This is a genomic window from Saprospiraceae bacterium, assembly GCA_016713025.1.
Taxonomy (GTDB): domain Bacteria; phylum Bacteroidota; class Bacteroidia; order Chitinophagales; family Saprospiraceae; genus OLB9.
This window is the reverse complement of sequence record JADJPZ010000004.1, coordinates 596,074-622,610: the sequence shown is the minus strand read 5'-3', so window position 1 is coordinate 622,610 and position 26,537 is coordinate 596,074. Positions and strand designations below refer to the sequence as shown.

General features: G+C 38.6%; 20 protein-coding genes and 2 pseudogenes. 15 read left to right on the top strand and 7 right to left on the bottom strand.

Annotated features, from left to right (window positions below; translation table 11 throughout):
* The first annotated feature begins 221 nt into the window (after positions 1–221).
* Positions 222–1,700 carry an arylsulfatase gene (locus IPK35_09035; GenBank protein MBK8053398.1) on the top strand — a complete coding sequence of 493 codons (1,479 nt, stop codon included), beginning with the start codon at positions 222–224 and terminating at the stop codon, positions 1,698–1,700.
* A 354-nt stretch (positions 1,701–2,054) separates the two neighbouring features.
* Here the strand turns inward: IPK35_09035 and IPK35_09030 are convergent, their stop codons facing one another.
* From IPK35_09030 to IPK35_09020, 3 genes are read right to left on the bottom strand one after another with little or no spacing between them, the layout of a single operon-like run.
* Positions 2,055–2,663 (bottom strand): TonB-dependent receptor, encoded by a 609-nt coding sequence (locus IPK35_09030; protein ID MBK8053397.1) that lies wholly within the window; start codon positions 2,661–2,663, stop codon positions 2,055–2,057.
* 50 nt (positions 2,664–2,713) lie between these two features.
* Complete coding sequence (locus tag IPK35_09025) at positions 2,714–4,288, bottom strand: TonB-dependent receptor (GenBank protein MBK8053396.1); 1,575 nt, start codon at positions 4,286–4,288, stop codon at positions 2,714–2,716.
* A gap of 20 nt (positions 4,289–4,308) precedes the next feature.
* Positions 4,309–4,704 (bottom strand): carboxypeptidase-like regulatory domain-containing protein, encoded by a 396-nt coding sequence (locus IPK35_09020; GenBank protein MBK8053395.1) that lies wholly within the window; start codon positions 4,702–4,704, stop codon positions 4,309–4,311.
* Positions 4,705–4,858: 154 nt separating this feature from the next.
* Here IPK35_09020 and IPK35_09015 point away from each other — a divergent pair, with 154 nt between their 5' ends.
* Positions 4,859–5,455, top strand: a complete 597-nt coding sequence (locus IPK35_09015) for a Crp/Fnr family transcriptional regulator (protein ID MBK8053394.1) — start codon at positions 4,859–4,861, stop codon at positions 5,453–5,455.
* Between the two features lie 700 nt (positions 5,456–6,155).
* Here IPK35_09015 and IPK35_09010 read toward each other — a convergent pair.
* Complete coding sequence (locus tag IPK35_09010; protein MBK8053393.1) at positions 6,156–8,636, bottom strand: cation-translocating P-type ATPase; 2,481 nt, start codon at positions 8,634–8,636, stop codon at positions 6,156–6,158.
* 165 nt (positions 8,637–8,801) lie between these two features.
* Between IPK35_09010 and IPK35_09005 the strand changes: the two genes are divergently transcribed.
* The gene (locus tag IPK35_09005; protein MBK8053392.1) at positions 8,802–10,073 is read left to right on the top strand and encodes an AI-2E family transporter; all 1,272 of its coding nucleotides are present in this window, start codon (positions 8,802–8,804) and stop codon (positions 10,071–10,073) included.
* A 42-nt stretch (positions 10,074–10,115) separates the two neighbouring features.
* Here the strand turns inward: IPK35_09005 and IPK35_09000 are convergent, their stop codons facing one another.
* Entirely contained in the window at positions 10,116–11,210 is a 1,095-nt protein-coding gene (locus IPK35_09000) for a PorP/SprF family type IX secretion system membrane protein (GenBank protein ID MBK8053391.1), read from the bottom strand.
* 151 nt (positions 11,211–11,361) lie between these two features.
* Here IPK35_09000 and IPK35_08995 point away from each other — a divergent pair, with 151 nt between their 5' ends.
* The 12 genes and pseudogenes from IPK35_08995 to IPK35_08940 all read left to right on the top strand — a co-directional run bounded on the left by IPK35_08995 (position 11,362) and on the right by IPK35_08940 (position 25,135).
* Complete coding sequence (locus IPK35_08995; GenBank protein MBK8053390.1) at positions 11,362–12,171, top strand: C40 family peptidase; 810 nt, start codon at positions 11,362–11,364, stop codon at positions 12,169–12,171.
* Between the two features lie 139 nt (positions 12,172–12,310).
* On the top strand, positions 12,311–13,117 hold the full coding sequence (locus tag IPK35_08990; GenBank protein ID MBK8053389.1) for a hypothetical protein: 807 nt from the start codon (positions 12,311–12,313) through the stop codon (positions 13,115–13,117).
* A gap of 173 nt (positions 13,118–13,290) precedes the next feature.
* A complete protein-coding gene (locus IPK35_08985) occupies positions 13,291–13,428 on the top strand; it encodes a hypothetical protein (protein MBK8053388.1) in 138 nt (45 codons plus the stop codon).
* A gap of 372 nt (positions 13,429–13,800) precedes the next feature.
* Positions 13,801–18,666: a 2-oxoacid:acceptor oxidoreductase family protein gene (locus IPK35_08980; GenBank protein MBK8053387.1), complete on the top strand. Its 4,866-nt coding sequence runs from the start codon at positions 13,801–13,803 to the stop codon at positions 18,664–18,666.
* A gap of 8 nt (positions 18,667–18,674) precedes the next feature.
* A complete protein-coding gene (gene rsxC, locus IPK35_08975) occupies positions 18,675–20,024 on the top strand; it encodes an electron transport complex subunit RsxC (protein ID MBK8053386.1) in 1,350 nt (449 codons plus the stop codon).
* A 4-nt stretch (positions 20,025–20,028) separates the two neighbouring features.
* Positions 20,029–21,048: an RnfABCDGE type electron transport complex subunit D gene (locus tag IPK35_08970; GenBank protein MBK8053385.1), complete on the top strand. Its 1,020-nt coding sequence runs from the start codon at positions 20,029–20,031 to the stop codon at positions 21,046–21,048.
* Positions 21,045–21,741 (top strand): annotated as a pseudogene (locus IPK35_08965) (FMN-binding protein). The gene IPK35_08970 and the pseudogene IPK35_08965 overlap by 4 nt, the downstream one beginning before the upstream one ends.
* Positions 21,738–22,394: an electron transport complex subunit E gene (locus IPK35_08960; GenBank protein ID MBK8053384.1), complete on the top strand. Its 657-nt coding sequence runs from the start codon at positions 21,738–21,740 to the stop codon at positions 22,392–22,394. Before IPK35_08965 ends, IPK35_08960 begins: the two are co-directional and overlap by 4 nt.
* Positions 22,391–22,972 (top strand): RnfABCDGE type electron transport complex subunit A, encoded by a 582-nt coding sequence (locus IPK35_08955; protein MBK8053383.1) that lies wholly within the window; start codon positions 22,391–22,393, stop codon positions 22,970–22,972. The genes IPK35_08960 and IPK35_08955 overlap by 4 nt, the downstream gene beginning before the upstream one ends.
* Positions 22,973–23,112: 140 nt before the next feature.
* Positions 23,113–23,310 (top strand): hypothetical protein, encoded by a 198-nt coding sequence (locus tag IPK35_08950; GenBank protein ID MBK8053382.1) that lies wholly within the window; start codon positions 23,113–23,115, stop codon positions 23,308–23,310.
* A gap of 37 nt (positions 23,311–23,347) precedes the next feature.
* Entirely contained in the window at positions 23,348–24,205 is an 858-nt protein-coding gene (locus IPK35_08945) for a ferredoxin-NADP reductase (protein ID MBK8053381.1), read from the top strand.
* A gap of 63 nt (positions 24,206–24,268) precedes the next feature.
* Positions 24,269–25,135: an RnfABCDGE type electron transport complex subunit B gene (locus IPK35_08940; protein ID MBK8053380.1), complete on the top strand. Its 867-nt coding sequence runs from the start codon at positions 24,269–24,271 to the stop codon at positions 25,133–25,135.
* Positions 25,136–25,149: 14 nt separating this feature from the next.
* On the opposite strand, the gene IPK35_08935 is transcribed toward IPK35_08940, so the two are convergent.
* Both IPK35_08935 and IPK35_08930 read right to left on the bottom strand, forming a co-directional pair.
* Complete coding sequence (locus IPK35_08935) at positions 25,150–25,656, bottom strand: ClbS/DfsB family four-helix bundle protein (protein ID MBK8053379.1); 507 nt, start codon at positions 25,654–25,656, stop codon at positions 25,150–25,152.
* A gap of 16 nt (positions 25,657–25,672) precedes the next feature.
* Positions 25,673–26,421: pseudogene (locus IPK35_08930) on the bottom strand (hypothetical protein).
* Positions 26,422–26,537 lie beyond the last annotated feature (116 nt).

Genomic DNA, 26,537 nt, shown 5'->3' with positions numbered 1-26,537 from the left:
TAATTGTTAATGAATTAATTGTTAATTTGGCTAAAAGTTTAGTTTTATTAACATTCTAAATGAACCTTAATGCCTTAATGGTTTAAAAAGAAAATCTAAATGAACCTTAATACCTTAATGGTTTAAAAAGAAAGTTTAATAAAAATCTAAATGAACCTTAATGGTTTAAAAAAATTAAAATAAAAAATTAAAAGTTGAATATGAATAGTTTAAAAATCAAAATGCTTATCGTTTTTTTGAGCTTGTCTTATGTTTTGATAGCACAAAAGAAACCGAACATTGTCATGATCATGGTAGACGATGTAGGTTACTTTGACCTATCTTGTTACCATAGAGGTTTGGCTTCCTACCAGACACCCAATATCGACAGAATAGCCAAAGAAGGCAAGATGCTCACAGATTATTATGCTCAACCAAGTTGTACTGCTGGCAGGGCAGCAATCATCACAGGACAGTATCCCATACGCACAGGTTTGACCTCAGTAGGGCAGCCAGGTCAAAAATTGGGTATCCAAAAAGAAGATCCTACATTGGCCACCTTACTCAAAGAGCATGGATATAAGACAGCTTTGTTTGGCAAATGGCATATGGGCGATCGCAATGAGTATCTACCCACAGTGCACGGCTTCGATGAGTTTTATGGTATGTTGTACCATCTCAATATGATGGAAATGTCCGAGCAACCGGAGTTCCCTAAAAACCCTGACTTCTCCGGGAATCCCCGAAATGTAATCTGGAGCTATGCTACTACGCAATTAGACACCACGGTGGACAAAAGATGGGGAATGGTAGGCAAGCAAAAGATAGTAGATAAAGGCCCTCTACCCAAAGCAAAAATGGCCGATATAGATGAGATTTTCGGCAAGGAAGCAGGACATTGGCTGGAAAAAAACCACAAAGATCCTTTTTTCTTGTGGTTTACACCTACACGCATGCACCAAATCACCCACGTGCCCGATAGGTGGAAAGGAAAATCCGGAATGAGCACATATGCTGATGGTCTGATGCAATTGGACTTTGTTATCGGTCAATTATTAGATAAACTCAAGGAATTAAAGGTGGATGATAACACTATCATATTATTCACATCTGACAATGGTGTGAATATGTCTCATTGGCCCGATGCAGGAACAGCTGGTTTCAGAGGTGAAAAAGGTACTACCTGGGAAGGAGGATTTAGGGTACCTATGATAGTCAAATGGCCTGGAAAAATAGAAGCAAATACCTATTCAGGTGAATTTTTCACCTCCGAAGATTGGTTGCCAACACTCATGGCTGGGATCGGTGACATGGATATCAAAGACAAACTTCTCAATGGACATAAAGGGTATAAAGTGCATCTGGATGGGTACAATCAATTGGGTATACTAATTAAAAATGAACCTTCTAAACGTCGGGAGTTTTTCTATTATGGCGAAAACGATCTCAACGCTATGCGTGTTGACCAATGGAAAGTCCATACTGCAGTCAAAGACGAATGGCTAGATGCACCGCGTAAAATTGACGGTGGACTCTTGATCAATATTAAGTTAGATCCATTCGAAAGATCTCCCGACGGCAAAAATCATTTCCAATGGATGAAAGAAAGATCGTGGGTAGTCAACCTTTTTGCACCTCATATCCGCAAACATCAGGAAAGTATTGCAAAGTTTCCACCACGTCAGGTTGCAAAAGGTATTGGGGCTTCGACGTTGAAGTGAGAGGTACATATAAATTGTTTAAACTGTCCGCAACTCATACCTCTCAACATAGGTTGCCAGGCTCAAACCATGAAGACTTGTTTCTATCAGGATAACCCACTAAATTCTAAACTTAAAATTTTATAGCGGAATTGTATGATACACACGAAATAGGTGTTGTGTAGATGCAAACAAAAAAGGAATCTTTTCCCAAGATTCCTTTTTTTATCTCCTAAAATGGACATTTTTTAGTGAAACAGTATAGAGAGGGAGTATAAAACATCCATGGTACTTATTCATATGGAAAGAAAAGAGTCAACAAAAGCAACATGTTGATTGCATTTATTGACTCTTTTGTGTCTTATCTATACTCTATTAGAAAATTTTATAGACTGCCTTAGCCAAGACCATAGTGCCTATGATAGGAGCGTTGGCCAAAATTCTGTATTTTTCATTAAGAAGGTTTGTTCCACTTATATTCAAGGTCAATTTGTCATTAACGATATACCCAAGTCCTGCATCTACGAGTGTGTAAGCAGGTATATCTCCAGACCAAGCCAAACCGTTTACACTTTTGAAACCATCCTGATACCTTACACTTGCATTAAATACCAATCCTTTGTTTTGAATAAAGTCAAAACCAACTCTAAATCTATTCGCTGGCATATTTAAAGCGAAAGGTACCGTTGTATTTGATCCGGTTACTTTAACAGCATCCCAATATACCTGACTTAAATAACTATAGTTGGTAAATACTCCCCAATTTTTATCAATGGCGTAGTTTAGTCCAAGATCTGCTCCTGTATAATTGATCTCCTCTACATTAAAATAAGTAAGGTCCAAAGTTTTTCCTGTTATTGATTGGTCAGAACTTAATAAACCTAGTGGAGATAAAACTCCATTTTTTTGTGTCAAAGAATTGACCGCTTGTGTGTATGCGCCTGCTATTGCCTTTGCATTGGCAGCCGGTATATTATTAGCCAATAAAGACGTTTCTACAGCCGCAGCCAAATCAGCACCAGCTGTAGCATATCCTATAAATGGAGATGCGGTAAGACCTGGGGTAAGGTTGTTTTTCTTGAATTGTAGTATAAATCAACAGTCATATTTAATTTACCCATCTTGCCTACATACCCTATTTCATACATATCAGAAGTGGACAATCCGATGACACCTCTACTTAGTGGGGCATAAGGTTTTCCTGCTGCATCCATAAGTGTACCTTTTGTAGTACCTGTTATTGACCCAACAAATGCTGCGCTTTCTAATAATGCATAAGGTAGAGCTGCGTTGGCAGCCTTCAGTCCTGCAGTTGCAGCAGCAAAAGCAGCTCTCAATGCCAGGTCAGGAGAAGTCATAGCCTGATTAGTGACAAAACTAAAGTACCGGTTATTGTTAAAAGTCAGCGGATTCGAACCTGCATTCAACCATACCTTAAAAGCACCTCTATCGCCTGCTGCAAAGTCATTTACCAGTTGTAATGAAGAAGGCGCACCAAGTGAATGGTTCCATGTTGCCCTAAATGTGTGATTGTCAGATGCTTTATATACCAATGCTACTCTTGGAGAAAAACCAGATGCATCCAAAGCCTTAAACTGATCGTATCTGCCGGCAGCAACCAAGTCCAGTTTACTAGCTAGCTTTGCTTTTATCTGGGCATATGCTCCTATTATCGAATAATCATCATTATCTTCATTACGACCATTGACCGATCCTTTTGTGTCAATGGTATTTAGTCTGTAGTCAGCACCAGTGGTTACTTCAAGTTTGTCATTTAACGTGTTAAAATTGTATTGAACTTGACCTTCGTATTGATTGATATCGTTGATTTGAGTCAATCCATTGACATAAAGCCATGTAGTGCCGTCTGTACCTTTTTGGTTTGACCAGAAACCTTGAGCAAAAAATCCTTTGTTCTGATATCTTAATTGAGCATAAGGTCTGCTTACATTTAAGAATCCATCCCCTTGGCCAGATCTAAATAAACTCTTTGAACTTCCGGTTCCTACTACACCGATTATAGAGTGGCCAGCACCAATACGGTATTCACCTGTAGCATTTACGTTATATGCTTCGTTATCATAATTGATAGTAGGATCTCCAATTTTTTGACCAGTCAATGAACTTGTTATTTGTTTTGGATAAGCATTTACTCGTGCTTTTTGAATAGAGTCAGTAAGGTCAATCTCAAAATCTCTTGCCTGTCTATAATACCCTGTCAATTTGTATCCAAATTTTTGACTCTTAGAAACACCAGCATATCTAAGTGCTCCTTGCAATTGAGATTGTGTACCAGCTCCCAGTGAGACCGTAAGTCCTTGTTCTTTAAAAGCGGATTTTGAAATAAAGTGAACAACACCTGCTTCCACACCAGGACCATAGAGAGCTCCTCCAGGACCTTTTATTACTTCGATCTTTTCCATATCTATTCCATCTATTGGATTCTGTCCATTGATCATGGTACCTAAACTTGGTAAATTGATGTTCCTATAATCAGCTATAATAAATGTTTCAGTGTTAAATGCAGCAGATCGACCTCTGAGGTTTATATGCCCATCAGCAACACCCATTTGACTCACATCAACACCAGTCGTATTCCTTAGTGCCAAAAACGGATTGGATACATTGTCTAGTGCAAGTTTTTTCCACTCAAAACACTAATGGCAGAAGGAGATTCCTGCTTCTTTTCTGCCTTTCGAGATGCAGAGACTACTACCTCATCCAATAGTTCAGCATCAGATGAAAGCCTTATGTTAAGCTCTGTCTTCCCATCTGCAATAATGCTCTTTGTCTCATAACCGATATATGATACGATTATCGTCCATGGAAAACTCTTTGATGATGAAAATGAATACTTTCCATCAAAATCAGTGGTTGTGCCTTGACCAGTATCTTTGATGGTTAAATTTGCTCCGATGATAGGCTCTCCGGTTGTATTGTCGATAACGCTTCCATTGAGCATATTTTGAGCTGAGATAGAGTAAGTGAGTAAGATAAATACACTAAAAGTTAATAATTTGTACATTGATTTAATTGTTGAATGTTAAAAAATAAAGTGAATATATAAAGAGTATTTATAAATTTGGTGTAATGTTTAAAAATTGGAATATTTATTATCTTATGTAAATATTTTTTTATTACTTTCAAAGTATTTATATTTGACCAAACATAATGTCTTTATGACTAAGATATCTTTATATCAGTACGATCTTATCAAAAACAATCTTAAAGAGTTTGATGATAAAGTTGTTGAGATGCTCATAGAAATTTCTTCTTACATAGTAGTACCCGCCAAAACCAGAATTTTGGATTTTGGCAATTCAGAACGAAAAGCATTTTACATCATAGAAGGATTTTTTAGAGGAGCTTATAAAGATGAAAAAGGCGTTGAGTTTAACATTATGCTAAGACGAAGCAATACCTTCAACCTCAATGTAGAACATTTAGTCAATGACAATCCTGCTACTTATTCATTTGAAGCCATTATGGATTCAAAAATTTTACTTTTTGATTTTGTCGAATTTGAAAATCTGGCTTTGAAGAAAAAAAAATTCACCAAGCTGTACATAAAAATTCTAAAAGAAAACATGATAATCATGCAGTACAGGATCGAAGAGAGTCTGACAAAACTACCTGTAGAAAGATACATTAATTTATTGAATAAAAATCCTGAATTATTTCAGAAAGTATTTAATAAGCATATTGCCAATTATTTAGGAATAACACCTGTTTCGCTTTCCAGAATCAGGAAGAGAATATATGAAAGAACAAAATAAATAAGATCTCAATCAGCTCTAATAGGACTGTACTCTAATATTTAAGAATAAGAGTTTTAAAATTTGTTTTTGGCTAATAGAATAGAGTTATTTTGAGCGTAAAGAGGCAAATTATGCATTCCGCCGCGGCGGATGGGCAATTCGACCTTCCTGACTGCTAAACTCTAATAGATGAGTCTACTCCGAAAAAACAAATCCAATGACAATCAACCGTTTTTTACCCAATCAAAATGGAAACGTTTGATTATCAGATAATTAGAAATCTGATTTTTTTCACGTTCTCTGCTTCAAAGACTTTTCAGAGTGGACTCAATAAATCTTGCCTTAAAAAAACGGCAGGCAGGCGAAAAATTTAACGAATTTGTAGCCAAAATGGAACGTTTGTTTAACAAACTGCACGAATTCAAATTTTCTTCATCTCTACCCTCATTCCCAAGCGTAGCTTGGCAGGCTCTGAAGAGCCTGTCAAGCTACGCTTGAGACGACCCACCCAATTCAACCACGTTTTTACCATATATTAAATAGAACACTGAAAAAGTGTAATTTGTCATACACACAAATGGAACATTTTATTGCTAATGGATAAATTTTAAACATACTCTAAAAGAAATCTTTAATGCAGTTATAGTTTATGTTCTTTTTACTACTACTCACTATTTAGGGTCTGCAGAAAAAGTAGATATAATATATTCAGCAAACTCTATTTATAAAAAAAATATTTATACACTTCCATCCAAAAGACTCCAATAAAGGCAGCACCAAAACAAATAAACCACTGGTATAATGATAAAACTTCAAAGCCAAATACATTCCTCACAGGAGTATAACTGACGGCCAGAATGAGTATCAATAATGAAATCAATATGACTAATGGTATAAGGTGGTTTTTATACCTGATAGTTTTAAAAAAAGAAAAATAGAATGATCTGTTGACCAAGGTTAAAAATACATTGGAAAATATCAGAGTAGTATAAATAACTGTTCTAACAAGGGATTCACTACCACCGGTTTCCATGTAGTAATATCCCAAGGCCAGGCATGATATGGTTATGGCCAGGCCTTGTATGATACTGATTAACAATTCTTTAAAAGAAAAATAATAATTACCCATCTTTCTTGGAGGTCTGTTCATGGAATTTTTTTCTATAGGCTCATTTTCAAATATGATCGAGCAAGTGGGTCCCATAATAAGCTCAAGGAAAATCACATGAACCGGAGTGAAAATATTTGAATATTTCCAATATAAAAATAGGGGCAACGCGACAATAAGTATCACAGGAATATGAATAGAAATGATATACCTTATTGCTTTTTTAAGATTTTCATAAATCCTTCGTCCCAACGCAATGGCATCGACCATCCATTTGAGGTCATCGTCCATAAGGATAATGGAAGCAGCATTCTTGGCCACTTCACTTCCACCCTTTCCCATAGCTATACCGATGTGTGCAGACTTTAAAGCAGGAGAATCGTTGACTCCATCACCAGTCATCGCAACTACCTCACCATTGGATTTCAGGGCTTCTATCAATCTGAGCTTTGCATCTGGAAACATCCTTGCAAAAATATTTATATCTTTTACTTTCAACCTCAATTGGTCTTCACTCAAGTGCACCAATTCATCTCCCGTCATAAAGATTTCACTATTTTTTATACCCACCTGTTTGCCTATGGCAACAGCGGTTCCTGCGAGATCTCCTGTGATCATCTTTATGTCCACTCCTGCTTTATAAAAATTATTAAGGACACCATTTATATTCTTTTTTGGAGGATCATAAAAAGCGATCAATCCCAAGAGATTATATTTAAAATCATTTTGAGAATCTGGAAGTGACTGTATATTGTGATCAGAGTTTGCTACACATAATACACGATACCCTTTATTTGCAAGTTGTGTCGAACATTGGTTTATTTGTTGCAATTGCAGAGTAGAGACATCACATTGACTCAACACTTTCTCCATGCTACCTTTGACAGCGATAACGGCATTTCCAAAGTCATCTTTCCATACATGGGTCATCATAGGAGGATTTCCGCTGAGAGGATATTCTTTATGCATGCTGAAACCAGGCCTCAAATCCACTTCTGCTAAATGCCCATACATATGGTGAATAGCTTTTTCCATATTGTCAAATGGACTTGGTTCTGATGCCCACATTGCATATGTCAAGACATCATTGGACGATGGAGGAACTTTGGTAAAATCAAAAAGAATATCGTTTTGGAAGTCGTAAATGGATACAATTTCCATATTATTTTCCGTCAATGTACCTGTCTTGTCAGTACAAATTACCGTAGCGGCACCTAATACTTCCACTGTATAAGGAGTGCGGACTATTACTCTTTTTTTATATAAATGATAAGCACCTAAAGCCATAAAAGTGCTGAACGCAACGGGTATTTCCTCCGGTAATACTGACATAGCCAAAGTCAAACCCTGCAAAAGGCTCTCTATCAGATTTCCTTTTAGAAAATAATTCATGCCCCAAACAAGCAAAAAAGCAATCACACCATAGGCTACCATGGACTTTGTAAAGCTTCTTATTTGTTGCTGTAGCGGTGTTTTTTCATTGATTATACTGTCAAGACTCTTACCAATTTTGCCCATGGCAGTGTTAACTCCCACCGAAGTAACAATAGCTTTACAGTATCCTGATTCCACCATTGACCCTTTGAAAATATTATTAGATACTGCCAGAGCATTTTTGAAAACCGGCAATGATTCACCTGTAAGCATACTTTCATTTACGGAAAAATCATTGGCATCAATAATGAAACCATCTGCAGGAATAATATCTCCATCTTCAACATAAAAAATATCATCAACAACCAATTCTTCTGTATCAATGACTTCATCAATTCCATTCCTCATACATCTTATCTTGGGATTAGAAAGTTTCTTCAGCGAATCCACAGCGTTTCTGCTCCGATTTTCCTGAAACAAAGAAATACCTGCTACAAGGAAAATAGCTATCAGCATGATAAGTCCTTCACTGAATTCTCCCAGTACAAAATATAACACAGACGTAATGACCAATATTAAAAACATCGGCTCACTGATGATTTCAACCAAAATCTTAAAAAAGTGACCTCCCTTTTGGTTTTCAATTATATTCGAGCCAAATTTTTCCCGATTATGACGAACCTGAATCTCGTTAAGTCCTTGCAAGCTTGAATCCATTGCGGTCAAATATTAGAGTCCAAAGTTAATGTTCTTTTTAAGGTTCTCTTAAACTGTCAAAGGAAAAATATAAAAAATGCTTGATTTACAAATTTTGATTTAGAGTATGTTTTTACCAGAAACTTACCCGAATGATATATATTTGCATGGAATACCAACAATCCAATGAAATTTAACACCAGATATCTGATTGCTTCCATTTCGCTATTGATAGTAGGAGCCGTATTGTACTATTTTAGTGAAATTGTAACCTACATCCTTATAGCTTGGATTATATCCATGATTGGAGCTCCTATAGTGGTATTTCTCAGAAAATATTTAGGCAAAAACATTGCGGCATTGATTACTTTGGGGCTGTTTCTGATTGGTTGTATGGCACTCATTTGGACATTTATACCACCATTGGTCAATCAAGTAGAAAATCTGTCAAAAGTGGATTATAATCGTGTGGTAACTGCACTTGAAGAACCTATAAGAGACTGGGAGAAATGGCTGATAAAAAAGAAACTGATGATAGAATCTGACACCACTCTGACCACTCAAAAAATAAATGAAACTGCTGGTGAGAGTGAGATGCCCGTCTACAAAGTTACGGTGGATTCAGTGCTAAACTCAGAAAACAAAGTTGATGGAAAATCCATCAGTATAAACATCTACCTTCCTGAAAATCAAAAGAACCAACCTCTCCATGAAAAAACAGGAATTGAAAAATCGGGAGAAGATTTTTTTACAATCTTAAAATCAAATATCAATACCTATGTCAATCCTGAAAAGATCAGACAAATGCTTGGAGATTCTGTGTCGGCTTTCGGTGATATTATGGTGGGTTTGTTTTCGATATTTTTTATTGGGTTTTTCTTTCTGAGAGAACAAGGTCTGTTTGACAAAATCCTGACATCCATGGTGCCAAGCAGGTATGAACAGCAGACAAGACAAGCTGTTGATGAAACCAGCCGTCTTCTGATCAGGTATTTTATAGGTATTTTAATACAAGTGACGCTTATTACGCTGATTGTTTCATTGTCTCTGATGGCATTGGGAGTTAAAAATGCATTGCTGATAGGTTTTTTTGCAGGTATTATGAATGTTATCCCATATATTGGTCCATTGGTTGCTACCGCTATTGGTGTGATGATTACATTGTCATCGCATATGGAACTTTCATTTTACGACGAAATGATACCTCTTATTATCAAGGTTTTATTAGTATTTATGGTCACCAGATTGATAGACGACATCATACTTCAGCCCAATATATTTTCCAAAAGTGTCAAAGCGCACCCTCTTGAGATATTTATTGTAGTGTTAGTTGGAGCAAAAGTGGGTGGGATTTTGGGTATGGTGTTGGCTATTCCTTTTTATACGGCATTCCGAGTCATTGGCAAGGTATTTCTCAGTGAATTTCGTGTCATACAGCAGCTGACAAAAAATATGTAAAAGAAATTGTGTTGAAAGTTATAAAGTTCAATCAAATTAGCATTACCACTGAGGACAAAAATTATCATCATTATGATGTTCTCCAATGTAAATGATGGACAACTCAAAAGATGACAATGATCTCCTGTCCGATACAAGATTTTTTAAATTCTGATCGTAACTGAAGCCGATGATGAAGTTATTCATTTCAAATCCTGCCATCGCAATCACGGATTCAACACCCACATTATTATAGTTTTTTACACCTCTTATATACGGACCTAACAATAGGTATTTTGCTTCAGTTTTCGATACTTTATATCTGAATGTTGTTCCAAGGTTCAACTCCGCATGCGGTCCCTGAATCAATGCGTTCATCCTGGGCTGGACAAAAATCCTGTCTGCCACTTCAAATGATGCTCCTGTGTGTATGCTCCACTTGGCATTCAAGGTATCATTTTTTATAACATTGGGATTGATAATGTCAGGGATATTGTAAAAAGATATATTCGGTTTTGTAAGATGAAAATACCCGACCCCAGCATGAAAGTTGGATTTTTTTGTAGGTGAAATGGTGTAATAAAGCCCCAAACCCAAATCCGCAAAGGCTCGGTTATTGGGTGGAAGATTTTCACCTGTTGGCAAGGTAAAACCATCAACGGAATTAAACTGATCTTGAAAACTCAGATCTTCGTAATTGATACTTCTTTGCAAAATACCTCCCTGTAGCCCCAATCCTAAATATTGTTTTGTCTTTTTATCCAAAGCTTTATGATAGGCAGCAGTGAGCATAATCTGATTGGAGTTAAAATCAAATGTAGGTACTCTGTCGCCAAAAAAAGTGATACCCACCCCTACCACATCCGGCATGGAAGTCTGACCAAAATTCATATTAAACTTCACATCACCACTTGCTGCAAATGTCCTTAATGAATTGTCCAGAGCCCCTCTCCATTGATCTCTGTAGATAGTTGAAATCCTGTAAGTACCGGTATAAGTACCTGCCAAAGCAGGATTTAATGTCATCGGAGATGCATAAAACTGTGAAAAATGTGCATCCTGTCCAACCAGAACACTGCTAAGAACAAAGAAAAAAACCAAGGTAACAGCCCCTTTTCGGAAAAGACAAATAAAAGTGGATGCCAAGACAACTCTCATTAAAGTTTTATTTAATATATTGGAGTGCAAATCTAATAAATTTTATATATTTCAATCTTTTTAATGAATATGGACTGATTTTTGATCTTGTATTATTCATTTTCTTACCATTCAATAACGAATGATATTTAAAATAATTATATAAAGGTGTATGTCAAAGAAAAAAAAGATTGACACCAAACATTATTTCCATGCTGTGTGCCATTTAAATGTGGTACCTGTTTGGCATGCACCATCAGAAGATGCCGGGATGATCAGCCAAATGCTTTTTGGCGAAACCTGTACGGTTATTCAGAAAAAAAACAAACACTGGTTTAAAGTAAATACTACTGCTTGTAATATAATTGGTTGGGTTCATTCTGTCCAATTATTTCTCATTGATGAAGTCTTATTTGAAAAATTGAATTTAAATCCGGCATTATCTCTTGAAATATGTCATTCGGTATTTAATGATGACTATACGAAATCTATCGTCATTGGTTCTTCCCTACCGCAGTTTGATGGTATTTCTTTTCAGATGCCTGATAACAAATACATTTTCAATGGTCAGGCAACATTAGTAGATGGACTGGAAACCAGCCCGGAATTGCTGATTAAAATTGCAAGGAGGTATTTGTTCAGCCCTGAGTTGAAAGGTGGCAGGTCTCCATTTGGCATTGATGCAGGAGCTCTTGTTCAAAATGTTTTTAGATTTTTTGGAATATGGATGCCTCGATTCCCACTTGAACAATTTTTACTTGGTGAAATAGTAGATTTTGCCGAACTCGCAGAAGAAGGCGATTTAGCTTTTTGTGAAGATAAAGAAGGTCAAATAAACCACGTGGGAATAATGATGGGAGAAAAAAAAATAATTCATGTGTATGGTTGTGTCAGAATTGACAAAATTGATCATCATGGCATTTATAATACTGATCTTTATAAGTATACACACAAACTGCGAATTATCAAAAGGGTACTTTGAGTAAATCATCCAGAATAAAAAGCTGGTAATATGACAGTAAGTCATATTCTGTAATATTTTTAGTTGTTAAACAATATAAAATAATCCGCAATGATAATGAGCCATGGGTAAGTGTTATACGAGTCTGAGTATTATTTTAATGGTACATTTTCTGCATTGTGATGTCTTCTTCTCACAATCTTTAATAATACAATCCCGGGCATCTGCTTCATTATCAGGAAGTGCATTTGCGGAGTCGGTAAAAGATCTTTCTTTAGATGAACTGGATGATGCTATATACAGGGAGATTTTAAGCGGCAACATTCCTGATTTTCAGCGGATGTTAGTCCCTGTTTCATTTGAGCAAAAAATTGATGCAAAAAGTTATAAAGTGACAATATTTGTTCTTCCCGATTATTTGTCAATCGGTAGTGAACAGGACTATTTTATGATACCAATGTCTCCTTTACTTGCCCAAAAGCTGTGCGATGAATTAAATTGTTCTCTTCCTACGCGCAAGCTTGTAGATACAATTTGGGAGAATTCTTCGGTCAAATTATCACCATCACCTATTGCTCCCAGCCCGGAAATGACGAAAATATCTGTAATGTGGAAACATCATCAAATGATCAATGATCAAAGGGCCTCATATCTTAAAGATCATCCACCAGGATCATTGGTAAGTGGCCATAAAAAGGATGTCGTAATCTCCAACAAAATTTACAAAAGTGAAAATAAAACAGGTGTAGTTATCTATGGTTGGCACTATCTCAATGGCAGCCCTATCCAACCGTTGTACAATGGTCATGGCGCAACTTATGCAGATTATAGTCATGGCATAAGATTGATTTCCAATAATGTATCAATAAATGGCAAAAACTACAGTTTAAAACAAATTTTACAGGATGACACCCTTCACCAACTACTCAGTGATGAAGGGAAGATATTAAAGCCTTTTTATCCTTAAAATATAGTTATTTATTCAACCTAAATATCTAAAATGATTCCGTTATGAAGGCCAAAAATACAACCTGCCCGCTTCGGAGCAGGCGGGTAAAATCAGCACTTTTGACGACAAATCATACTGTGTGCAGCTATGCTGAAGTCATCACTACAGCATAGCTGCGCACAGTATGGTGTATGACTGAACGGTACGACAGTAAAATTGAGTGGGAGCTCAGTTTAGTGAAGGAACCGTCAGCACACCTGACGGCATGGTCATGTAGTTTCATAGGTCAGAATACAGTATTTGGAGGTCGTAATAGATTATCATTTTAGTTTTTTAGGTTCAATATTACTGAATAAAATTTTATATCTCAGCACAAGCCTTTATATCGCTTTAAGATTGAAGAAATCATCTCAAAGTAGTTGGTTTTGAGTGTGCTGAAAAATGTCATTATGTATTATGATAAAAATCATATTTCAAGTTTCGGATGTGCTTTACCTTGCAGCCATTTAAATGGTAAAAGGAAAAATCATGAAATGAGCATGAGCAATAAGCATACAAATCGTGATGATTATTTTTCATTCGAAACGAGAGTTCGATAACACCATAGATGGATGTAAGTTATCAATTCCATCTGATCTTAAAATTCAAATAAAATTTAACAGATGAATGAGTCAATCAAATACCCTGGTGTAAAAACTGTAATGGATGGAAATACTGCCGCCATCATGTGCGAGCGAGAATCCACAGATGCTGCAGGTGCCTACCCCATTACCCCATCCACCCAAATGGGTGAATACTGGGCAGAGGAAGCAGCTAAAGGCCATCTCAACATATCAGACAGGCCATTGATTTTTATCGAGCCAGAAGGCGAACACGCAGCTGCAGCAGTCACTGCAGGTCTTTCTATGACAGGTTTGAGAGCAGCCAATTTTTCATCCGGTCAGGGTATTGCCTATATGCATGAATCACTATATGCCGCGGTAGGAAAAAGATTGACTTATGTCCTCAATATTGGTGCCAGAGCGATGACCAAATCCACCCTCAATGTACATGCAGGACATGATGATTATCATGCCATAGATGACACTGGATTTTTTCAGCTATTTGCCAAAAATGTGCAGCACGTAGCTGACATGAACATCATCGCTCACCGAATAGCGGAGTTGGCACTTACACCGGGTATCATTGCTCAGGATGGATTTTTAACGACGCACCTTATAGAATCCTTATATCTTCCGGAAAGAAATCTGATCAGAGACTTTTTAGGAAGACCTGATGATATCATCGATACGCCTACTCCGGCACAGAAAATCATTTACGGAGATCAGCGTCGTCGTATCCCTGAAGTCTGGGATGTGGATAATCCTATGATGGCCGGTATTGTCCAAAATCAGGATTCCTATATGCAGAGTGTGGCGTCTCAAAGACCATTTTTCTTTGACCATATTAAAGAACTTACTGATCAGGCTTTTGATGAATATGCAAAACTCACCGGTCGTAAGTACTCGAGAGTGATGACCTACAAAGCAGAGGATGCAGACTATCTCATCCTTGGTCAGGGAAGTCTTATCCCAAGTGCAGAAGTGGTGTCAGACTATCTGCGCGAAACACGTGGCATAAAAGTAGGTGTTGTGGATTTAGTGATGTTCCGCCCATTCCCGGGAGATTTGGTATCTAAAATTATAAAAGGAAAAAAAGGTGTTGTTATCCTGGAACGTTTGGATCAGCCACTTGCTGCCGATCTGCCTATAGCCAGAGAAGTACGGGCTACCCTTTCAAAATGTGCAGAAAACGGTTTTACCAAACATGGCGTACCTTATCCTGAATTAACCACATACAAACCTGGAGATATGCCAGATATTTATTCTGGTTCATTCGGTATGGGTAGCAGAGACTTACAGCCTGAGGGTATCATCGGAGCAGTAGAAAACATGCTTCCCAATGGCAAACATAAAAAACTGTTCTACTTGTCTATCGACTTTCTAAGAGATGTGCCTTATACTCCTAAACAAAAACTATATCAGGAATCCATTTCTGATGCATATCCCAATATCAAGGATCTGAGCGTAAGAGGAAGCGAAAATCCTAACATGATGCCAAAAGATGCCATCACAGTGAGATTTCACTCTATCGGTGGTTGGGGAGCGATTACTACAGGTAAAAATCTGGCGATGACACTATATGATCTGCTCGGTTACGAAATAAAAGCCAATCCGAAATATGGCTCTGAGAAAAAAGGTCAGCCTACGACATATTATCTCGCCGCTGCACCTGAACCTATCAAAATCAATTGTGAATATTTCTTTGTGGATGTAGTTTTATCCCCGGATCCCAATGTATTTAAACATACCAATGCATTGGCAGGATTGAAACGAGGCGGATGTTTTATCATCCAGAGCGATCAGGAAAAACCCGAAAAAGTATGGGCCAACATACCTGCACCTTATCAAAAAGTCATCATCGAACAGGAAATTCATATTTTTTATATCGACGGTTTTAAAATAGCCAGAGAAGAAGCTACAGATGTTGAGTTACAACTCAGAATGCAGGGTATCGCCTTCCAGGGCGCATTTTTTGCAGCGTCACCATTGATGCAAAAGGCCAATCTCAATGATGTGGAACTGTTGAAAGCCATCGAAGATCAATTGATGCACAAGTTTGGCTCCAAAGGTCAGCGAGTCGTGGATGATAACATGCGGGTTGTAAAACGAGGATTTGATGAAGTAAGGGAAATAAAAATAAAAGAAATCAGTAAAGATGCTCCTGAAAAATCAAATGGCAAACCAATACTTCCTCTTCCACAGATGCTGAAAAGCTCTCCGCAAAGTCAATCAAAATTGAGTGATATACACAGATTTTGGGAGCAAACCGGCAATTTTTATCAGCAAGGTTTAGGCAATGACAATATCACTGATCCATTCATTGGTCTGAGTGTGATGCCGGCTACCACATCTTTATTCAGAGATATGACTGGTATCAGATTTGATCACCCATCATGGATTCCCAATAATTGTACGGCCTGCGGCAATTGTTATACTGTGTGTCCTGATACGGCTATACCAGGGTTGGTAAGTACCTTATCTGATGTCCTGGAGACTGTGCTGAAGAGAGTAAAGAAAAATCACGGCAATGTAGAAGTGCTTCCAAAAGCAGTGCGCCAGATGGAAAGTCACATCCGTACCCTCATGAATCAACCCAAAAATGGCGCGACTGTCAATACCTATATCAACCATGCAATCTCCAAAATGATCTCAGAGAGTAATGGTGACGAAAATGTTGTCAGAGAGTTTGGATGGTTCAAAGATGAATTGGGTGATTTTGATTTTGCCCTTACCAGACCATATTTTGATCTGCACGAAAAAAATGAACCTAATAGTGGCGGACTATTCAGCATCACGATCAATCCTACTACCTGTAAAGGATGTATGGAATGCGTCAATGTGTGTGATGATGATGCGCTCAAAATTGTTCCTCAGACAGAAGCATCAGTGGCAAGCATGAGAGGCCAATGGGATCTGTGGTTAGACCTGCCAAATACTCCAAAAAAATACAATCGTATAGACAGCCTGGAAGAAAAAATCGGACCATTGGAAACTATTCTTCTCAACAAGGATGCTTACCTTAATTTTGCCAGTGGTGACGGTGCATGTTTAGGTTGCTCTGAAAAATCTGTAGTGCATTTATTCACAGCTACTGTTGAGTCCCTGATGCAGCCCCGTATAGAAAAACACCTTACTTATTTGGATGATTTAATTGCCAAATTAGAAAAGATTGTACAACAAAAATTGATCAGCACACTCGATGTCTCAGATACTGATACGCTGACTCGTATCGTACAGGAGTCCTATACCAGTGACCTGAAAGTTTCTGACCTGGCACATAAATTAGATCGCGAAAAAGAAACATCGCCAGTAGATCAGGATTGGCTGATGGATATTACAAGGACATTGGCCAAACTCAAAAACCTGAAATGGAAATATACTCAAGGTACCACAGGTAAAGGAAGATCTTCAATGGGTATGTGTAACTCTACCGGTTGTACATCGGTTTGGGGTAGCACGTATCCTTTCAATCCCTATCCATTCCCATGGACCAATCATCTTTTCCAGGATTCCACATCCATTGCAATGGGTATCTTTGAAGGACATATGTCTAAAATGGCAGATGGATTCAAAGCCATCAGGAAGGCAGAACTTGTCATCAATGGTCAGTATGATCCTGCAACTCATGATCCTATATTCACTTATTTTACATGGGAACAATTCACAGATGAAGAGTGGTTGCTTTGTCCTCCGGTTGTAGCATTGGGTGGTGACGGAGCCATGTATGATATAGGTTTCCAAAATCTTTCGAGAATGATGGCGTCAGGTAAACCTATCAAAGTAGTTGTAGTCGATACACAGGTTTATTCAAATACAGGTGGTCAGGCATGTACTTCAGGATTTATCGGTCAGGTATCCGATATGGCACAATATGGAAAGGTGTGGAAAGGAAAATCAGAGCCAAGAAAAGAAATTGGATTGATAGCCATGGCACACCGTAATACATTTGTATTGCAAAGTACTCTTGCCAATACCAGTCAGATGATAGAAGGATTTATCGACGGTTTGATGGCCAAACGACCTGCCATATTTAATTGCTACACGACTTGTCAGCCTGAACATGGAGTAGCGGACGACCTTGGCGTACAACAGGCAAAATTAGCTATGGAATCCAGGGCTTATCCAATATTCCAATACAATCCTGCCAAAGGGCATAAAATAGAAGAGTGTCTTGACCTAAGCGGAAATCCTGCAATGGATCTGTTGTGGCCAACTTACAAACTCAAATACACCGAATTTGGAATGGAAAAAACCATGGAAGTGGCCATGACGTTTGCAGATTTTGCATTGACTGAAGCCAGATTCAGAAAACACTTCAGAAAGGTTCCTCGCGATGCCTGGAATGATAATATGATGGTAGTCTCTGAATTTATCGAACTTCCGGAAGCTGACAGAGAAGGTATCTTCCCTTACATTTGGACTGTGGATAAAAAACAGAATCTAGTGAGAGTCTTAGTCGCTGCTCCTATAGTTGAATCATGCGAAGATAGAAAAAACTTCTGGGTCATGCTCAAAGAATTGGCGGGATTAGATAAAGTAGAAACCGCTGTAGTCGATATCGAAGACAAAATACGCAAAGAAGTTGTAGGTAAAATCGCCAAAGGATTGATGCAATTAGCTGGTGGCAATGGCTCAGGAATAGAAAATCTGGTAACTCAGGAAGAACCTGCCACCCCAACATCAGCTACTTCAAACCAAGTTTCGACAGATGGTGGATATATGGCTCCCTGGATAGAGACGGAGAGTTGTACTTCCTGTGATGAATGCACCAAGCTCAACGGCAAAATATTTGCTTACAATAATAACAAAAAGGCTTACATCATCAATCCTAATGGTGGACCATATCAGGACCTGGTGAAAGCTGCCGAAAAATGTACAGCCAGAGTGATTCATCCGGGATTGCCTGCTGACAGAAACGAAAAAGATATCGATAAGTGGATCAAAAGAGGCGAAAAGTTTAATTAGCAGTATCGATGGGCTTCCTTTCATTACATACCAATACCTTTAAAAATGGCATCCATCCTCCTGAAAACAAGGATGATACCAAGGGCTTGCCTATCAGGCAGTTTCCTTTTGCAACGGAATTGATCATACCGATGACGCAGCATATAGGAGCACCTGCGGAGATCACGGTGAGAGAAGGTCAGGAAGTGTCGAGAGGTCAGGTGATAGCCAAAGCTGCTGGGTATGTATCTGTTCCTATACATTCACCGATATCAGGCATAGTGGAAAAAATTGGATTGGTACCTACTATCTCCGGGAGCAAAGCCCAGGGAGTTACCATCAAAGCATTTCCATCTTCAGGTCAGGAAGTGGCGGAAGGATATTGTGTTGACTACAAAACTGCATCAGCAGATGAAATCTTACATGCTATCCAGGATGCCGGTATCGTAGGTCTGGGCGGAGCAGCCTTCCCAACCCATGTAAAACTAAAAGTGCCGGAAGGTAAGGTATGCGACGTCCTCATCATCAATGGTATAGAATGCGAGCCGTATCTCACCACAGACCACAGGGTCATGCTGGAACAGGGCGAAGATATCTACATGGGTATCCGCTACCTGATGAAGGTAACAGGTGCCAAAGAAGTCATCATCGGCATAGAAGGCAATAAACAGGATGCCGCAGACCTTCTCAACAAAATAAAACCTACCGATATCCCGGTTTCCGTTAAAGTAGTACCAGTAAAATACCCTCAAGGCTCCGAGAAAATGCTCATCACGGCAGTTTTGGGGAAGGAAGTACCTTCGGGTGGATTACCGATAGATGTCAATATCGTTACGGTCAATATAGCAACGACTGCGGAAATTGGTCGCTTGCTGCCACATGGCCGTGGTATTCAGGAAAGGGTCATTACTATTACAGGACCTGCAGTTAAGAAAAAAGGAAATTATCTCATTCCCATTGGTACACCATTAAGATTTGTATTGGATCATGTAGGTATTGTGGACGATGACATAGCCGAAATTTATATGGGTGGCCCGATGATGGGTCCTGCAGTTGCTGATTTGGATATTTCCATTACGAAAGGCACCTCAGGCATTCTGGTTTTCGGTAGTAAAGATGTAGTACATACGGACAAAATCTACCCATGTATCAAGTGTGGTGCCTGTGTTGACGCCTGTCCCATCTCACTCAACCCTTCCAAGCTAGGAATTTTGGCCAAGTTTGAATCCTACGACCTGATGGTCAGCGATTTTAACCTGATGGATTGTTTTGAATGTGGTTCGTGTTCCTATGTGTGTCCTTCACATATTCCATTAGTGCAGTATTTCAGATTGTCAAAGTCAAGGTACAAAAGAAAACAATCCCTAAACCAACATTGAAGTCATGAGTAGGATTACATTAAATATCAGCACATCACCACATTTGGTCCAGGGTTTGAGCACAGATACCATCATGAAGCATGTGGTGTATGCCCTTCTGCCTGCTGCAGCATTTGGAGTGTATGCTTTTGGTTGGAATGCTTTATTGGTGATGATGACTACATCAGTTGGCGCAATACTTACAGAACATTATTTATGTAAATGGTCAGGCAAACCGACGACCATTTATGATTATTCTGCTGCACTTGCCGGATTATTGCTGGGTATGACATTGCCTCCTGTATTTCCATTATGGATGGCATTTTTAGGATCTGTCATCACGATAGCATTAGGAAAATTTATATTTGGTGGCTTGGGTTATAATGTATTTAATCCTGCATTAGTGGGTAGGGCATTTCTGCAGGCTGCGTTTCCTGTTGCTATCACTACCTGGTACAAAGCCTTCGATCCCGAAAGATTTTTTTCATTGTCTTCATCCATTTATGCCTGGCCACTGATGTCGCCCAAAGTGGATGCAATATCAGGTGCGACACCACTAACAGCTTTTAAATTCGATAAGGTAACAACGGAAGCATATGACATGGCTCTTGGTATATGCAGTGGTTCTGTAGGCGAAACGAGTACCGTATTCATCATTTTAGGAGGAATATATCTGGCATGGCGTAAGATGATGAACTGGAGAATTCCGGTATCCATCATACTGACCGTTTTTGTATTCAGTGCTGCTTTTTACATGATAGATGATAAAGCATATCCATCCCCATTTTTCACGATATTTTCGGGTGGATTGATGTTGGGAGCGATATTTATGGCCACCGATATGGTTTCCTCTCCTATCACATCTAAAGGTTTATGGCTATATGGAGCTATCATTGGATTGCTCACGGTGGTCATCAGACTTTGGGGAGGACTTCCAGAAGGAGTAATGTATGCAATATTGTTAGGAAATGCGATTTCACCACATATTGACAACCTGGTCAGACCACGGATATATGGTACCACTAAAAAACTGAAAGTATCATGAGTGATTCAACCAACATAATAGTACCGGAAAAATCCAACGATAAAAAGATGATCATTGCCATGGCATCGATAGGTATCATTTGTGCATTGCTCATAGTAGTAACCTACGAAGGTACCAAGGTCACGATAGAAAATAATAGAGCCAAAGCATTGGAAGATGCTGTTTTTCAGGTGATTCCTGGCATCACTAAAACGAAATCCTTTCAGCTCAACCCTGACCAGACCTTTACGGAAATGACCACCAATAATCCTAAAGTACAAAAAGTACTTGCCGGTTATGATGACAAAGGGGTGTGTAAAGGGGTGGCATTTCAAGGAAGTGGGAAAGCGTATGGTGACGTATTAAGTCTTCTTTTTGGATATGACCCTGAACAGCAAAAAATTATAGGTTTTTATGTTCTCGAAAGCAAAGAAACACCGGGTATTGGAGATAAAATAGAGAAAGATCCATTTTTGGCCAATATGAAATCTATGGATGTGGCACTTAAGGATGATCATTCTACCTTAAAAAAATGAAATAAAAACCGTTAAAAACGGTCAAAAGACCAATGGATGGGAAATTGACGCCATTACAGGTGCTACGATCACATCACGGGCAGTAGGTAATATACTGAATACAAGCAGCAAGGAGTGGATACCAAAGATATATAAAAACAAACAAACTTTTTTATCAAACGTCAAAACTGAAAAATGAGTCTGACCGATCAAAATAAGACAAATAAAGGTTTTTTCAGCAGCCTTGGAGAACATCCCGGAACAGATGACTTTATACGAGGTCTTTGGCGTGACAATCCGGTATTTGTTCAGGTGCTGGGCATGTGTCCTTCGTTGGCAGTATCCAATTCAGCCATGAATGCGATAGCCATGGGATTGGCAACTACTTTTGTGTTGACCATGTCCAATGTTTTGATCTCCTTACTTAGAAACTTCATACCGAAGGAAGTGCGTATCGCTTCCTATATTCTAATCATAGCCACTTTTGTATCCATGGTAGATTATGTGATTCAGGCTGTAAGTGTTGATTTACATAAAAGTTTAGGAGCCTTTATAGCTCTGATTGTAGTGAACTGTATCATCCTGAGTCGCGCAGAAGCATTTGCATCAAAAAACACTGTAGGCAGATCTTTGATGGATGGATTGGGTATGGGATTGGGATTTATGTTTGCATTATTTTGTATAGGAAGTATACGGGAAATTATTGGTTCAGGAACTTTCTTAGGAATGCAGGTGATGCCGGATGCATTTGAGAAGTGGGTCATTATGGTCTTGCCTGCAGGAGGGTTTTTTACGTTGGCATGTTTGCTGCTGATTTTCAACCATTACAAACTCAAAAAAAGTAAAGCATGAACAATGAATCACTCATGACCATTTTTATCAATGCCAGTTTGATCAATAATTTTGTGCTGGCATACTTTCTGGGCATTTGTCCTTTTTTGGGAGTCTCAGGCAAAGTAGAAACTGCCTCCAAAATGGGGGCGGCCGTGACCTTTGTAATGGTCATCAGTTCTGTTTGTGCCTATGGTATTAATGTATTGTTGGCAGCTATCAATGCTCCCTTTTTACAGTTAATCAGCTATATCGTAGTCATTGCTTCTACGGTACAGCTTGTAGAGATGTTTGTAAAAAAAGCAAGTCCAGCACTATTTAAGGCATTGGGGATATTTCTGCCTTTGATTACAACCAACTGTGCAGTATTAGCCATAGCTTTGCTTCAAACAAGTAAGGGATATGACATGCTTCAAAGTATTACTTTTGCATTGGGTGGCGGAGCAGGATTTACATTAGCACTTGTATTGATGGCGGGATTGAGAGAGCAACTGGAATTTTCTGAGGTGTCGGGCATGGCCAAAGGTACAGCGATTGTATTGCTGGTAGCAGGAGTTTTATCTTTGTCCTTTATGGGTTTTGCAGGATTGGGAGGATAAAGAAAGGTTAAGATTGAGATTAAGAAGTAGATAAAACATATTGGACTTCCAAATTTATTTGGAAGAAAGTAAATAAAATAAGATATAGATTTTGATATTAAAGATACAGATTTAGTAAAATAAACCAAAAGAAATTTAAAATGATACAGTCTTTAATAATAGCAATAACAAGTATAACAGCACTGATGATGGGTTGGCTGATAGTACAGTTGTTGTGGAAAAAGACTTTCAGGGAGTATATCAGTGATGAAGATGTATTGGCAGAGCGTAGATCATGTAAAAATTGCGGATGTACCGAAGCGTGCGAGAATAAAAGAGAATTTTTAAAAATTGAATAAAGTATAAAGTATATTTTAAACCATAAAAGGAAATAAAATGGCACAATTATCAGATTATTTATCAGGAACACATTATAAAGCAGTTGTAAAGGGCAACAAACGTATCACACCTGCAGATACGGAGGATATCAGGGAAATTCATATTGAAGTGCAGGATAAAAACTTTCACTGTAATGTGGACCAAAGTTTTGGTGTCATAGTCAAATACGTAGGACCATTTGGCAACAATGTACATCACAGACTTTACACTATTGCCAATTCCGATGTTACAGCTTCCGGATTGCCTGAAATTACGATGTTGGTAAAAAGATGTTTTTACGTGGATGATTTCAGCGGCGAAAAGTACGAAGGTGTCGCATCTAATTACCTGTGCAACAGAAATCCAGGAGATGAACTAATGCTTACCGGGCCTCATTCATTACCATATGTAGTGCCTGATGACAAAACATCCAATATCATCCTTATTGGTATGGGAACTGGAATTGCTCCTTTTAAATCCTTTGTCAGACATATCTATAAAAATGTGAAAGACTGGCAAGGAAAAATCAGACTTTTTTATGGTGCTACCAGCGGACTTGATTTGCTGTATCTCAACGACAAAGAAGGTGATCTTACAAATTATTATGATCAGAAGACATTTGAAGCCTTTTATGCCCTAAGTCCAAGACCAAAGTGGGCAGACCCTATCGCCATGGACAAGATGATAGAAGGTCAAGCAGAAGAAATCAAGGAGATGCTTTCCAAAAACAATACCTATATCTACGTAGCCGGTTATGACAAAATACTGACACAATTAGACAATGCGTTTTCAAACATTATTGGCTCCAAAGAGAAATGGGAAACCAGAAAAGCAGAACTGAAAGCCGGTAAAAAGTGGGCGGAAATCATTTATTAGGTAATGGTGAATTGTAAATAAAAAAAATCAGCGAATATTCAAATCAACAAATCAACATTTAAAGTGAGCATTTTCATTCCCATACTAACACTTGGTTTACTGACATTGGCACTGGCCGGGCTGATCGCTGTAGCCAATAAAAAATTGTATGTCTATGAAGATCCACGCATAGATCAGGTGGAAGATATGTTGCCTCATGCCAACTGCGGCGCCTGTGGTTTTCCCGGGTGCCGCCCATTTGCTGAAGCATTGGTGTCGGGTCAGGTGTTGCCGGGCAAATGTTCTGTTAGCAGTGATGAAGGCAGATCTGCCATCGCCAGTTTTCTGGGTGTGGCCTTGGGTGCAGAAGAAAAAAGAGTCGCTCGCTTAGCCTGTAACGGAGGTAAAAATGTAGCTATCAATCAGGCATACTACAAGGGTGTCAACACGTGTCAGGCGGCTACATTGATCTCGGGCGGCGGTAAGGCTTGCTCATGGGGTTGCCTTGGATATGGTGACTGTGAGGTAGTGTGCGACTTTGATGCTATCTCGATGAATGAATTTGGCATTCCTGTCGTGGATGAACAAAAATGCACCGCTTGTGGAGATTGTGTGGAAGCATGTCCTAAAATGTTATTTTCCATCCACCCCATAAGTCATCGGCTTTGGGTAGCATGCAAAAGCCTGGAAGCCGGAGATGAAGTACTAGACGTCTGTGATGTAGGCTGTACCGCTTGTGGCAAATGCGCCATGGATGCAGAAGACAACATGATCACCATGGTCAAAAACCTACCCGTCATCAACTACGCCAAAAACCATAAAACACAGGATCCTATACAGAGATGCCCTACAGGTGCCATCGTATGGCTCGATGATAAAGAAGGCATCATCAAAGGTAAGGAAGCTAAAAAGATTATAAGGAAAGGAAGCCGGAATATGGGGTATTCGTAAGGGCAAACAAAATGCTATCTCATGTTCTTAAATGCTTTGCTTATCAATTTTAATGCCCAATCATAATGACTGGAAGTGGCACCAATGAAATACGCACCAAGTGAGGTAGTACCTGTCAAGGCATACCTTTTTTTCTCGAAAAGCTCTTCACTACTGTGTCCATCTATCATTTTCATCATCTCTTTGTGGGAACCAGCTAACAATACTTTTATTTCTTGCAGTGCCACCTTAGAGTAATCCTCCCAAATTTTATAATTGAGTTTTGGCACCGTCTTCCATGTATAGCCCTCGGCAGGGATATCTGGTTTAAGACCTGACATACCAATCTCGTACCAGTTTTTCATCATGAGTTGCGAATGGTACAAATGCGCAAGAACATCCCTGATATTTCGGTTCATAGTGCCCGGAGGAAATTCTTTCATTTGTTCAGCTTCTGCCCTGCTTTCAATAAAGTGATTAAGCTGATCATAATTTTTTTGACTTAGAGTCAGTAATTCGGTTTTGTTGGTAGGTCGCGGCATGATTTAAAATTTAATATTAGATCATTGAATTCAGGTAATATTCAGGTCTGTACTTTTTTAATACTCGCAAAACCCTTAATGTATTCCACCTGCTGGATTGTCCAGCCTTTTCCATTTCAAAATGTAACTTTCCAGGATGAATGGATACTGCCTTCCAGAGTCCTTCTTTTGTTCTTCTTGAAATGAGGACATCTATTGCTGCAGAGTATATCCGGTTTTCAGAAATTCAAAAAATCCTTCTAAAACTGAAATGGTAGTATGCATGGAACTATGACTAGCTCCTTTCCTATTGGATTGACAATTGAAGCCACCATCTCCCATTTTTTCAGTGAGTATAAAGTCAACGACGGAGTGAAGACTTTCTTCTTTTGCAAGGAAATAGGATGAAAAATTTAATGCCATAGCGTTGACACACACATCACATTTTTTGACAGTACCGATAGGCAGAATCCCACCGTCAGGACCTTTTTCGTTGATCAAAACTTTAGTAATTATTTTTTCAATATCCTCATGATGTGGGTCAATAGCCAGATTTTTTAAATCCAGTAAAGTGTAATGAGTCGATATCCATTTAGGTTGATAATAATCTTGGCCCCAATACCCTTTTTCATTTCTTGCATCCAAATACTGTTTGCCCCAACCTTCTGTTGTAATTCTTTTTCTTAAAGTAACATCATCATTGCCCAACAAATCCCGAAGGGTTTGATACTGAATGGCATTATCACCTTCCAATAACCATGAAATGATGTTAGTATTTTTCATCATTCAAATATGGTAAGATACATTAAAGTTAACAGCAAAATCATATCCTTTGTTCAAAATTGTGCAGGGCATTTTCACTCTTCCATCAAAGTTGACATAGTGGTATCAAATAGTCATAA